12 protein-coding genes are annotated in these 11,241 nt (G+C 60.2%); 3 read left to right on the forward strand and 9 right to left on the reverse strand.

All coding sequences use genetic code 11. The annotated features are described in order from the left end of the window. Positions 1 to 151: 151 nt before the first annotated feature. Positions 152 to 868 carry an alpha/beta hydrolase gene (locus KGB06_RS06615; protein WP_223512920.1) on the forward strand — a complete coding sequence of 239 codons (717 nt, stop codon included), beginning with the start codon at positions 152 to 154 and terminating at the stop codon, positions 866 to 868. Between the two features lie 3 nt (positions 869 to 871). Here the strand turns inward: KGB06_RS06615 and KGB06_RS06620 are convergent, their stop codons facing one another. The 4 genes from KGB06_RS06620 to KGB06_RS06635 all read right to left on the reverse strand — a co-directional run bounded on the left by KGB06_RS06620 (position 872) and on the right by KGB06_RS06635 (position 4,253). Beyond that, positions 872 to 1,444, reverse strand: coding sequence for a hypothetical protein (locus tag KGB06_RS06620; RefSeq protein WP_223512923.1), 573 nt, complete (start codon positions 1,442 to 1,444; stop codon positions 872 to 874). A 147-nt stretch (positions 1,445 to 1,591) separates the two neighbouring features. Beyond that, entirely contained in the window at positions 1,592 to 2,263 is a 672-nt protein-coding gene (locus KGB06_RS06625) for a glutathione S-transferase family protein (RefSeq protein ID WP_223512926.1), read from the reverse strand. 84 nt (positions 2,264 to 2,347) lie between these two features. Next, the gene (locus tag KGB06_RS06630) at positions 2,348 to 3,139 is read right to left on the reverse strand and encodes a hypothetical protein (protein WP_223512937.1); all 792 of its coding nucleotides are present in this window, start codon (positions 3,137 to 3,139) and stop codon (positions 2,348 to 2,350) included. A 220-nt stretch (positions 3,140 to 3,359) separates the two neighbouring features. Beyond that, the gene (locus KGB06_RS06635; protein WP_223512941.1) at positions 3,360 to 4,253 is read right to left on the reverse strand and encodes a LysR family transcriptional regulator; all 894 of its coding nucleotides are present in this window, start codon (positions 4,251 to 4,253) and stop codon (positions 3,360 to 3,362) included. Positions 4,254 to 4,365: 112 nt separating this feature from the next. On the opposite strand from KGB06_RS06635, the gene KGB06_RS06640 reads away from it, so the two are divergent. Continuing rightward, on the forward strand, positions 4,366 to 4,968 hold the full coding sequence (locus KGB06_RS06640; RefSeq protein ID WP_223512944.1) for an NADPH-dependent F420 reductase: 603 nt from the start codon (positions 4,366 to 4,368) through the stop codon (positions 4,966 to 4,968). A gap of 110 nt (positions 4,969 to 5,078) precedes the next feature. On the opposite strand, the gene KGB06_RS06645 is transcribed toward KGB06_RS06640, so the two are convergent. From KGB06_RS06645 to KGB06_RS06655, 3 genes are read right to left on the reverse strand one after another with little or no spacing between them, the layout of a single operon-like run. Further along, positions 5,079 to 6,260 (reverse strand): acetyl-CoA C-acetyltransferase, encoded by a 1,182-nt coding sequence (locus KGB06_RS06645; RefSeq protein ID WP_150779975.1) that lies wholly within the window; start codon positions 6,258 to 6,260, stop codon positions 5,079 to 5,081. Between the two features lie 11 nt (positions 6,261 to 6,271). Next, positions 6,272 to 6,937, reverse strand: coding sequence for a CoA transferase subunit B (locus KGB06_RS06650; protein ID WP_223512947.1), 666 nt, complete (start codon positions 6,935 to 6,937; stop codon positions 6,272 to 6,274). Between the two features lie 36 nt (positions 6,938 to 6,973). Beyond that, positions 6,974 to 7,672: a CoA transferase subunit A gene (locus KGB06_RS06655; protein ID WP_223512949.1), complete on the reverse strand. Its 699-nt coding sequence runs from the start codon at positions 7,670 to 7,672 to the stop codon at positions 6,974 to 6,976. A gap of 150 nt (positions 7,673 to 7,822) precedes the next feature. Here KGB06_RS06655 and KGB06_RS06660 point away from each other — a divergent pair, with 150 nt between their 5' ends. Continuing rightward, on the forward strand, positions 7,823 to 8,725 hold the full coding sequence (locus tag KGB06_RS06660; RefSeq protein WP_223512950.1) for a LysR family transcriptional regulator: 903 nt from the start codon (positions 7,823 to 7,825) through the stop codon (positions 8,723 to 8,725). Between the two features lie 141 nt (positions 8,726 to 8,866). On the opposite strand, the gene KGB06_RS06665 is transcribed toward KGB06_RS06660, so the two are convergent. Together KGB06_RS06665 and KGB06_RS06670 are read right to left on the reverse strand one after the other, a co-directional pair. After that, entirely contained in the window at positions 8,867 to 9,709 is an 843-nt protein-coding gene (locus tag KGB06_RS06665) for an NAD-dependent protein deacetylase (RefSeq protein ID WP_223512952.1), read from the reverse strand. A gap of 88 nt (positions 9,710 to 9,797) precedes the next feature. Beyond that, the gene (locus KGB06_RS06670) at positions 9,798 to 10,844 is read right to left on the reverse strand and encodes a class I SAM-dependent methyltransferase (RefSeq protein WP_223512955.1); all 1,047 of its coding nucleotides are present in this window, start codon (positions 10,842 to 10,844) and stop codon (positions 9,798 to 9,800) included. Positions 10,845 to 11,241: the final 397 nt, after the last annotated feature.

Consider the following 11,241-nt stretch of genomic DNA (forward strand, 5'->3'; position numbering starts at 1 on the left):
TCGCGAGCAGGCTCGCTCCCACAGGGGAATGCATTTCAACTGTAGGAGTGAGCCTGCTCGCGATGGGGCCACCAGCAACACCCAAAATCCCCCGGCAGGTTCCACAGTGCTAGGCTCACCCCCGAATCCTGTTTCCTGTGAAGGAAGGCTTATGTTGAAATTTTTCTCTCTACTGACGCTGCTGGCATCCGCCACTGTCCACGCTCAATCCCCGCTGCAAACCGATCTGCCACTCAAATACCTGGAACAAGCCAACACTGAATCACAAAACCATCCGCTGGTAATTTTCCTCCACGGTTACGGCAGTAACGAACAGGACCTGTTCGGCATCAAGGATGATCTGCCCGCGCCCTACACCTACCTGTCGGTGCGCGCGCCGATGACCATGGAACAGGGCAGTTACCAGTGGTTTCGCAAAAAGGGCGAGGGGGCTTATAACGGCGAGACCGACGATTTGAAGACCAGTAGCCAGGTGCTGTTGGATTTCATCGCACAAGCGGCGAAGAAATATCACACCCAACCGGAAAAAGTGATCCTGGTAGGGTTCAGCCAGGGCGCGATCATGTCCTACGAAGTGGCGCTGCGTCACCCCGAGGCGGTCGGCGGGATTGCGGCGTTGAGCGGGCGGGTTCTGCCGGTGCTCAAGTCCGCGCTCAAGCCGGATGAAAAACGCCAGACACTGGCAATTTTCATCGGCCATGGCAAAGAGGACAACCGCCTGCCGTACAAGGACGGTACAGACGCCAACATTCTATTGCAGGGCCTGTCACTCACGCCTGAGTTTCATGGCTACGAAGGACTTGGCCACTCCATCAGCGCGGCCGAAATCGAGGATTTGAACGCCTGGCTGCAGCGCCTCAACCCCTGAGGTTTATTTGCCGGTGACGATCTGTTTAACCAACGTTTCGTGCGCGGCCATATCGCCAGGACGGGAGATGACCTGAACCACGGCCATGCGGTTGTCGGACACCGCCATCAGCGTGGTGTTGAGGGTCATGCCGCCACCTTGTGTGGCTGTACTGTCAACCTGACGCAGCCCCAACCCTGTCGCTTTTTGCGTCAGGCTTTTTTCGCTGAGTTTATTAAAATCCGGCAGGGCCTCACGTTGTGCGGCTTCAAAATCGGCGGCCGTCCCATCGAGAAACGCGCCGTCGTTGTCTTTGACGGTGATGTCTTTCGGGAGGTTGTTTTCAGCGGCGATCACCACGGTCTTGGTGGCTTCGTTGGTGTACATGGTGCCGCTCGCGCCGTCAGGGCTGGCTGGCAGCGTGTTAGCGGTAAAGCCTTTAGGCAAGGTGAACGTGAACTTGCCGTCCAGCATCGAGACTTTCTGCGTGGACGACGTATTGCTATCAGTGGCCGTGGCGGCCTGTGCATTCAACGCGCCCAGACTGGCAACCGTCGTCAGCAACAGGACAACGGCTTTTTTACTCAACAGTGACATGCAAAAAACTCCAGGGATGATCGCGCTTTGAGGGCGATCATCCCATGGACGTTGTAAAGCATTCCAGCGCGGCAGCGGTTTACACCTCGCGGCGCGACGGGTAACTGCTGATCACCTCCAGCAGCCGCTCTTTGGTTTCGGCGAGCGTCAGGCCTGGTTCTGCGGGAACAGGTTGCGACGGGTTTCTTCGTCGAACTCGGCCTTGAGCACCAGTTTTTCTTTCAGGCCCTGGGCACGCTGTGCTGCCGGGCGGTCGCTGATTTCATCGAACAGGCGCTTGACGTTCGGGTACACCGCCAGGCCGTTCTCGCCGAGAATGTACGGCGCGTAATTGGCCCAGCCCCAAAGCGCCATGTCAGCGATGCTGTAGGTGTCGCCAGCCAGGTATTGCTGATCGGCCAGACGCTGGTCGAGTACGCGGTAGTGACGTTCGACTTCTTTGAGGTAGCGGTTTTTTGCGTAGGGCAGGTCTTGCGGCGCGTGGTGCAGGAAATGCACCGCTTGACCTGAGAACGGCGACAGGCCGGTGGCGATGAACATCAACCACGACAGCAATTCGGCATTACCGGAAGCGGTGGTCGGCAGGAAGCGCTGATGTTTTTGCGCCAGGTGCAGCAGGATGGCTTGCGAATCGAACACCGTGGCGTCGCCGTCGACCAGGGCCGGAACCTTGGCGTTCGGGTTGATCTCCAGGAAGGCTGGCAAATGTTGCTCGCCCTTGAAGGTGTCGACGCCGATCAATTCGTAGGGCGTTTGCAGCTCTTCAAGCAGCAGGGCAACTTTCATCGGGTTCGGCGAAGGGTGGAAAAAGAACTTCATGGTGTAGGCCTCAGTCAGCGGTGGGTAGTGAACTGAGGCTGATGTTGAGGGAAACCTGTTCGATTGACGTACGAGGTTGTTGCTTTACTCATTCGATTTTATTGAACGTGTTGCGACAGCGTTGACCGGTCGTGCCAACAGTTGCCGGGTGACCCCGAGCATGGCCACTGACACCACTACGCCAAGGGCAAACGCGCTCAGTCCCCAGTGCGGCAACGCCAGCGCCAACACCAGACAAAAAGCCGCGAACGAATACATGCCGGTCGCCGTGGCTCGCAATAATGCGGCAGTAAACGCCGGGCCTCGGGTTTGCTGGGAGAACACCGCCATCACGCTGCCCAATACCGGGAACACCGCGAGCAGGCCGCTCCAGCGTTCGCCGACGGTGCTGGCCAGTAGCGTGACGGCGAGGGTCAGCAAGGCGCCCGCCAACATGCGCAACAGCAGTTTGTCGGACTTCGGTGCCGGGCCGGAAACGATGGGCTGCACCTTGGGGAACAGAAATGGTGCCGCCAACAGCGCGCTGGCCGCAGCGATCACCGAGAACACCAGCGAAGCCGGGATCAGCGAAAGCACCAGGGCCACGGCGGCCCAGACCAGCAGTGAAATCATCAGCGCCCAAGGCCATCGCGCCCGTTGAGCGACTTGGGCGTAGGTCACGCAGAAGGCAATCATCGCGAACATCGCCGACAACGCTGCCGTCGCCGATTGGGCAGCAAACACTTCGCCTTGCTCAATGGCGAGGAAGAACAAAATCGGCCCGACCACCACCGGCAAACCGGACAGCCAACCGGCCACGCTCGGGCCCCAGCGTTTACCCGCCAGGGAAATCAGCAACAGAAACCCCGGAATCACCAGCAGTTTAAGCATCAGCACGCACGCGTCTCCGACCTGAGTGAGGCGGCAACGTTAGCATTGCGTGCGGTGAATTGCTCTATGGATTGTCGTGTTTTGTATACAAACCCATTGGTCCTGCAGTTTTTTGGGGTGACAGGACTGGCCTCATCGCGAGCAGGCTCGCTCCCACAGGGTTTAGTGTTCACTGCAGATCAATTAATGTGGGAGCGAGCCTGCTCGCGATGAACGATAACGCGGTCTATTGCTGAAACGCCCCAACCACAAAATCAATAAACACCCGGGTCTTGGCCGGCATCAGTGTCCGGCTCGGGTAGTAGAGCGAAATCGGCCCCGCATCCGCGTGCCAGTCTGGCAGCAAGCGCACCAGTTCGCCTCGCTGGAGTTGGGCGCTCACGTCCGGCAATACCAGCAGCGTCACACCCAGACCGAGTATCGCCGCTTCACGCATGGCCGCCGGATCATTGAGCACGATGTTTTCGCTCAGGCTAGCCGGCGCTTCATGACCCGCGCCATCCTGCATGACCCACTGTCGAACCCGCCCGGTGCGGCTGCCGCGCATCACAATGCCGTTGAATCTGGACAAGTCCGTCGGGTGCTGGGGCAACGTTCGCCCGGCCAGATAGGCGGGGGAGGCCACCGCCACCACATCCGCCGCCGCCAACGTTCGTGATACCACGCCGGGCGTCAGTTCGAAGCCGCCGCCAATGGCCGCGTCGTAGCCTTCGGCAATCAAATTCACGGGACGGTTTTCGAAGTGCCATTCCGGCCGGATCAGCGGATAGCGCTCGAGGAATGCCGGCAGCAGCGGCAGGATATGGCCGATGCCAAACGTCGGCGCCAGGCTGACTTTGAGCACGCCGGTGGGCTCGCCCCGGTCGCTGCTCACCGCGCTGATCGCCGTCTGCAACGCCTCCAGATTGCCGCCGATGCTCGCCAGAAAACGTTCACCGGCTTCAGTCAGTGATAGCTTGCGGGTCGAACGCTGGAACAGTCGCGCGCCGATGTTTCGTTCAAGCATCGCGACGTTACGGCTGACCGCGGCGGGTGTCAGCGCCAGCAACCGCGCCGCCGCCGAAAAACTCCCGGTTTCCGCGCTTCGCACAAAGGATTCGAGGTTGGCGAGGGTTTCCATGTTGGTTACCTGATAGCAAAGCTTGAAAATCATTCAAGGTATTACCGGCTAATCAAGCACTAATGGCAAGCGCAGTATTCACTCCAACAACAACCCCTCGGAGTGAATAATCATGAGCACTATTGGAATTATCGGCGCGGGCGCAATCGGCGCTGCGTTTGCCAGAGCCCTGTCGCGTCAAGGCATTGAAGTGGTTATCGCCAACAGCCGCGGGCCACAAACCTTGGCTTCGCTGATAGAAGAACTCGGGCCGACGGCGCGCGCCGGCACTCGTGAAGAAGCGGCCGCACAGCCGATTGTGCTGGTTGCGGTGAACTGGTCGAAGTTGCCGAAAGCGCTGGGCGGTTTGCCGGATTTTGGCGGTCGGATCGTCATTGATGCGAATAACTCGATTGAGGCACCGTTGTTCAAAGCGGTTGATCTGAACGGGCGGATGTCCAGCGAAGTGTTCGCCGAATGGGTGCCCGGTGCGCGGGTTGTCAAAGCGTTCAATCACCTTCAGGCGCGTCTGCTTGAGGGTGATCCGGCGGCGGAGGGTGGTCGTAGAGCGCTGTTTTTCTCAGGAGATGACACCCAGGCAAAAGCCCAAGTGGCGGCGTTGATCGATCAGTTGGGATTCTGCGGAATCGATCTGGGGGAATTGAGTGTTGGCGCACGACTGGCGCAGTTTCCGGGTGGTCCGTTGCCGACTCTGAATCTGGTGAAGTTTGCCTGAAGGGACGACCTACAAGGTATGCGGTAGGACCCGGCGCGATGTGAATCACGCCGGGGGTGTTGCCAGGCTGTGCGGATCTTCGTGGGTCCCCGCACAGTCTGATGAACGCTTTACGCCCGCTCGATTGCCAGTGCCACGCCTTGACCACCACCAATGCACAGGGTGGCGAGGCCTTTTTTGGCGTCGCGCTTGATCATTTCATGCAGCAAGGTCACCAGCACGCGGCAGCCCGATGCACCGATCGGGTGACCCAGCGCGATGGCGCCACCGTTGACGTTGACCTTGTTCAAGTCCCATTCCAGGTCCTTGGCCACCGCCAATGATTGCGCGGCGAACGCTTCGTTGGCTTCGATCAGGTCCAGTTGATCGATGGACCAGCCGGCCTTGCTCAGGCAGCGACGTGTGGCCGACACCGGGCCAATGCCCATGATCGCCGGGTCAACGCCTGCGTTGGCGTAAGCCGCGATGGTTGCCAATACCGGCAGGCCGAGGGCCTTGGCTTTGTCGGCGCTCATCAGGATCACGGCGGCGGCGCCGTCGTTCAGCGATGAAGCGTTGCCCGCCGTCACCGAACCGTCCTTTTTGAACGCCGGTTTCAGCTTGCCCAGCGCTTCAGCGGTGGTGCCGGCGCGCGGCTGTTCGTCAGTGGCGAAGGACAGCGGATCGCCCTTGCGCTGAGGAATCAGGATCGGCGTGATCTCATCGACAAAACGCCCGGCTTCGATGGCTGCCGTGGCTTTTTGCTGCGAGGCCGCAGCGAAGGCGTCCTGTTGCTCGCGGGTCAGGCTGTACTTCTCGACCAGGTTCTCGGCAGTGATGCCCATGTGGTAATCGTTGAACGCATCCCACAGGCCGTCGCTGATCATGGTGTCGACGATTGGCGCGTTGCCCATGCGCAAACCGGTGCGGGCACCCGGCATGACGTAGTTGGACAGGCTCATGTTTTCCTGGCCGCCGGCAATGATCACGTCGGCGTCGCCGCAGCGAATCGCCTGAGTGGCCAGGTGCAGGGCTTTGAGGCCCGAACCGCAGACCTTGTTCAGGGTCATGGCCGGCACAGTGAACGGCAGGCCGGCCTTGATCGCGGACTGGCGCGCAGGGTTTTGCCCGGCGCCAGCGGTCAACACCTGGCCCATGATCACTTCATCGACTTCAGCCGGATTCAGGCCGGTTTGCGCCAGCAGCTGGCGGATCACCGCCGCGCCGAGGTCAACCGCAGAAACGCCTGCCAGAGAGCCCTGAAAACTGCCAATGGCAGTCCGGGTGGCGGCGACAATGACGACGTCTTGCATGGAAGGATTCCTCACTGGTCAGCGAACTGCATTTCTGGGACGTGATCGGGAACAATCAGTTTACCCGCAGTCTTGGCGACAATTTCCTCGACACTGACGCCCGGTGCACGTTCCTTGAGAATGAACGCGCCGTTTTCGATTTCCAGGTAAGCCAGGTCGGTCAATACGCGCTTGATGCAACCGGCGCCCGTCAGCGGCAGGCTGCATTGGCCCAGCAACTTGGACTCACCGTCCTTGGACGCGTGGGTCATGATGACGATGATGTTGTCTGCGCCAGCCACCAGATCCATCGCGCCGCCCATGCCCTTGACCAGTTTGCCGGGAATCATCCACGAGGCGATGTTGCCTTGCACGTCGACTTCAAAGGCGCCCAGCACGGTCAGGTCGACATGGCCACCGCGGATCATGGCGAAGGACTCGGCCGAGGAGAAAATCGACGCGCCGGTTCGTGCGGTCACGGTTTGTTTGCCGGCGTTGATCATGTCGGCATCAATGGTTTCTTCGGTAGGAAAAGGACCCATGCCCAGCAGGCCGTTTTCCGACTGCAGCATGACTTCCATGCCTTCAGGGATGTAGTTGGCGACCAGGGTCGGGATGCCGATGCCCAGGTTGACGTAGAAGCCGTCCTGCATTTCGCGGGCGACGCGTTGAGCCATTTGTTCGCGGGAAAGTGCCATTGTTGTTATTCCTTCATTCGGTCCGGGGGCAGGGGATCACTTACGTACGGTGCGCTGTTCGATGCGCTTCTCGAACGTGCCGCAGATGATCCGGTCGACGTAGATGCCAGGGGTGTGGATCTGCGCCGGGTCCAGCTCGCCGGGTTCGACGATTTCTTCGACTTCGACCACAGTGATCTTGCCGGCGGTAGCGGCCAGCGGGTTGAAGTTCTGGGCGGTGTGGCGGTAGATCACGTTACCGAAATGGTCGGCTTTCCAGCCTTTGACGATGGCGAAGTCACCGGTGATGGACTCTTCCATCAAGTACTTGCGGCCATGGAATTCGCGGACTTCCTTGCCGTCGGCAACCGGGGTGCCAACGCCTGTCGCGGTGAAGAACGCCGGGATGCCAGCGCCGCCAGCGCGCATTTTTTCAGCGAGGGTGCCTTGCGGGGTCAGGACCACTTCGATCGCGCCGCTGAGCAGCTGCTCTTCGAACATCTTGTTCTCGCCGACGTAGGAGGCCACGACCTTGCTGATTTGCCGGTCTTCCAGCAGCACACCGAGGCCGAAACCGTCGACGCCACAGTTGTTGGAAACCACGGTGAGGTCGCGGGTGCCTTTGCGTTTGATCTCATTGATCAGGTTTTCCGGGATCCCGCACAGACCGAAGCCGCCGGCGATCACGGTCATGCCGTCTTCAAGACCTGCCAGAGCTTCCTCGTAGGAACTCACGCGCTTGTCGAAACCTGCCATATGCACCTCTTTTATTCTTTGTGGTCGGCTGGCTAGCCGTATGCGACGAAGTGTCTCGTCCTTGTATTAATTTGTTAAGTTGATTTTTAAGGTTGATTGATAGATAAAACTCACTAATCAATCTCCCGTACTACGTTGGAGCCACCGGCCATGACAGTCAAGCAGATCCGCGCATTCCTGGCCGTGGCCCAAAGCCTGAGTTTTGCCGTGGCCTGCGAGCGCCTGCACCTGTCGCAATCGGCGTTGAGCCTGACGATCAAGGCGCTGGAGGAGGGCCTGGGTGGGCGGTTGTTTACCCGCAACACGCGCAACGTGGCGTTGACCGCCGAGGGCGAATCGCTGGTGCCGCTGGCGCGCCGGTTGATCGCCGATTGGGACAATGCCGAGGACGAACTGCGTCAACGCTTCACCCTCCAGCGCGGCCGCGTGACGCTGGCGGCCATGCCATCGTTTGCCGGCAACCTGCTGCCGCCGATCCTCAAGAGGTTCCGCGCGCGTTATCCCAAGGTCAACGTCACGGTCAATGACGTGATCAACGAACAGGTGCTGGAAATGGTCCGTGACCGCCAGGTAGAACTGGGCGTGGCGTTCGAGCCGACGCAGAGTTCGTCGTTGGCGTTCACGCCGTTGTACATGGACCGATTCGTCGCCGTCGTGCCGAAGGATTCGCCGTTGACTGAGCTTGATGATATCGATTGGCAAACGTTGCTCAAGGAGCCGTTCATCACTTTGCAGCGACCGTCGACGTTGCGGGTGATGCTGGAAGAACATTTGCAGGCGCGGGGGATGAAATTGCCGGTGGAATTTGAAAGTCATCAGCTGGCGACGGTGGGGCGCATGGTCGCCAGCGGGTTGGGCGTGAGCGCGGTGCCCGCGTTGTGCGCCGGGCAGATGCAAGAGCTCGGCGCGCAATGCATTACCCTGCGTGATCCGGTGGTGGAACGGGCCATCGGCGTATTGACCCAGCCTGGGGTTGAACTGTCGGCGGCGGCGCAGGCGTTGTTCGATATCCTCAAAGAGGAAAACCTGGGTCAGCGCCTGTCTGCCAGATGAAACACAGGACCAATGTGGGAGTGAGACCGGCTTGCCGGCGATGGCGGTGGCGGTGGCGGTGGATCAGCCCACATCAATGTTGAATGTAAATCCGCTATCGCGAGCAGGCTCGCTCCCACAGGGATTGTGGGGCTTTAGTATTTAGGTGGTGAGCCGTTGGGCCAGCAGGGGCAAAAGCTGTTCGCACGATCCTTCAATCTTGAAATCCAGAATGTCATCCGCCCGGGTCTTCCCCAGGTTCATTGCAATCAATGGCTTCCCTTGATCCGCCACTGCCCGGCACAACCGAAACGCCGAATACGCCATCAACGAAGACCCCACCACCAGCAACCCCGCCGCCTTTTCTACCGCCGTCATAGCCTTGGTCGCCGTCGCCAGTGCCACGTTCTCGCCAAAAAACACTACGTCCGGTTTCATCCGCTCGCCTGCGCAATGCGGGCAATGGGGCACCTGAAACCGCGCTTCAAATGCCGGATCCAGCAAAGTATCGCCATCCGGCGCCTGTACCGCATCAACCCCGGCCAGATAAGGATTCTGCGCTTCCATCAATCGCTGAATGGCATCCCGTTCGCTGCGTTTCCCGCAATCCAGGCACAGCACCCGGTGCAGGCTGCCATGCAGTTCGATCACATCGTGACTGCCGGCTTGATCGTGCAGGGTGTCAACGTTCTGGGTGATCAGACCGCTGATCTGCCGGGTGTTTTGCAAACTGGCCAACGCTTCGTGCGCGACGTTCGGTTGCGCCAGGTGCACGCGCGGCCAACCGAGCATGGCCCGTGCCCAGTAGCGTCGACGTGATTGCGGGGTAGATAGAAATTCCTGGTACATCATCGGTTGCCGGCCACGTCGCACGCCCTGGTTGTCGCGGTAGTCCGGAATGCCCGACGGGGTGCTGATGCCGGCCCCGGTCAGCACCACAAACGGCTGGTCAGCCATCAATTGCCGAAGCCGCTCGAGTTGTTCGCGCAGGAGCCTGTCGAGCATTTTCAACACTCCGGGAAGGGCCTTGAGTGTGTGCGGCGTAGCAGACCGATCACCCGGACAGCGCGCCTGTCCGGGTGCTGGCCGACGGTTATTTACGCGCTTCCAGAATCAGGTTGAACGGAGTTTCCGTGGCGCGCCGGAATGTCTTGAACCCCGCCTCGGTGAAGACCTTGCGCAACCGCGCTTCACCGGCCTGTGCGCCGAGCCCGAGGCCGACTTCCTGGGACAGCGAGTTGGGCGTGCAAATGAACGTCGAAGCCGCGTAGAACAGCCGTCCCACCGGGGTGATGTTTTCGTCGAGCGAGTCGTTGGCGAAGGGCTCTACCAGCAACACCGCGCCGTCCGGTTTCAACGATTCATAGGCATGCTTGGCCGCACCCACCGGGTCGCCCATGTCGTGCAGGCAGTCGAAGTAGCAGACCAGGTCATAGTCGGTGCCGGGGTAGCTCTTGGCGGTGCCCTGGAAGAACCGTGCTCGCCCGGCCACGCCGCCTTCTTCGGCGCGCTGGGTGGCGACCGTGACGGAGGGTGCGTGGTAGTCGAAACCGACAAACCGCGAGTTCGGGTACGCCTGGGCCATGATCACCGTCGAGGCTCCATGCCCGCAGCCGATGTCCGCCACTTTGGCGCCTTCCTCCAGCTTGGCCACCACCCCTTCGAGGGCCGGTAGCCATTCGGCGATCAGGTGCGCCTTGTAACCGGGCCGGAAAAACCGTTCGGTGCCGCTGAACATGCACGGATGGTGATCGCCCCAGGCCAGGGCGCCGTTGCCGCGCATGGCCTTGACCAGTTTGTCCTTGTCATGGAAAAACGACGCGACCACGCTGATACCACCGGCCACATAGACCGGTGAGTCTTCGTTCGCTAGCGCCAGGGCTTGTTCTTCGGGCAGGCGGAACTGGCCGTCGAGGTGTTCCATGTAACCGGACGCCGCGTGGGCGCTGAGCCATTCGCGCACCAGGCGGGGGTTGCAGCCGGTTTTGTCGGCGAGGGTTTCAGGGCTGATCGGCTGACTGTCGGCCATGGCCCGGTACAGGCCGAGTTCCTCGCCGAGGATGACGTTGGCGAGCATCGCCGCGCCGCCCATGTCACTCACCAATTTGCCCATGAAATCATTGAGTCTGGCCTCGTCCATCACGTGTGCTCCTTCTGCAGGATCACGGTCCGGAGGCCTTGTTTTTCGAGGCGTTCACCTCTGGACGGTGGTCGTTGGAATGAACAGGACACCAAGCGCGTCCTGGGTGCATTAAGTTTAGTTCGTGGCCTGTGTGCCGCGGTCGGGAGCGACGAAACCCCATTTCCCAACCTGACACTGAACCCCTTGTAGGAGTGAGCCTGCTCGCGATAGCGGTGGATCAGCCGACCATCAATGTTGAATGTAAATCCGCCATCGCGAGCAGGCTCACTCCTATGTATGGACTCGCCCCCACTGTCTACCTGCTTTTCAAACACTGCTACCCGGTTGCATCTATGTATAAGGCCTATTCGAGGAAGCCATCTTTGGCTTCTGGCCAACATTGGTTGAGCTCACG

The sequence above is a fragment of the Pseudomonas sp. GL-B-19 genome (assembly GCF_019956415.1).
In the GTDB taxonomy this organism is placed as follows: domain Bacteria; phylum Pseudomonadota; class Gammaproteobacteria; order Pseudomonadales; family Pseudomonadaceae; genus Aquipseudomonas.

Bases quoted from the DNA above. Each gene is read 5' to 3' on its own strand.
- KGB06_RS06650 (WP_223512947.1), bottom strand. From the start codon at position 6,937: ATGGCACTTTCCCGCGAACAAATGGCTCAACGCGTCGCCCGCGAAATG.
- KGB06_RS06670 (WP_223512955.1), bottom strand. From the start codon at position 10,844: ATGGACGAGGCCAGACTCAATGATTTCATGGGCAAATTGGTGAGTGAC.
- KGB06_RS06620 (WP_223512923.1), bottom strand. From the start codon at position 1,444: ATGTCACTGTTGAGTAAAAAAGCCGTTGTCCTGTTGCTGACGACGGTT.
- KGB06_RS06645 (WP_150779975.1), bottom strand. From the start codon at position 6,260: ATGCAAGACGTCGTCATTGTCGCCGCCACCCGGACTGCCATTGGCAGT.
- KGB06_RS06660 (WP_223512950.1), top strand. From the start codon at position 7,823: ATGACAGTCAAGCAGATCCGCGCATTCCTGGCCGTGGCCCAAAGCCTG.
- KGB06_RS06635 (WP_223512941.1), bottom strand. From the start codon at position 4,253: ATGGAAACCCTCGCCAACCTCGAATCCTTTGTGCGAAGCGCGGAAACC.
- KGB06_RS06665 (WP_223512952.1), bottom strand. From the start codon at position 9,709: ATGCTCGACAGGCTCCTGCGCGAACAACTCGAGCGGCTTCGGCAATTG.
- KGB06_RS06615 (WP_223512920.1), top strand. From the start codon at position 152: ATGTTGAAATTTTTCTCTCTACTGACGCTGCTGGCATCCGCCACTGTC.
- KGB06_RS06625 (WP_223512926.1), bottom strand. From the start codon at position 2,263: ATGAAGTTCTTTTTCCACCCTTCGCCGAACCCGATGAAAGTTGCCCTG.
- KGB06_RS06640 (WP_223512944.1), top strand. From the start codon at position 4,366: ATGAGCACTATTGGAATTATCGGCGCGGGCGCAATCGGCGCTGCGTTT.
- KGB06_RS06655 (WP_223512949.1), bottom strand. From the start codon at position 7,672: ATGGCAGGTTTCGACAAGCGCGTGAGTTCCTACGAGGAAGCTCTGGCA.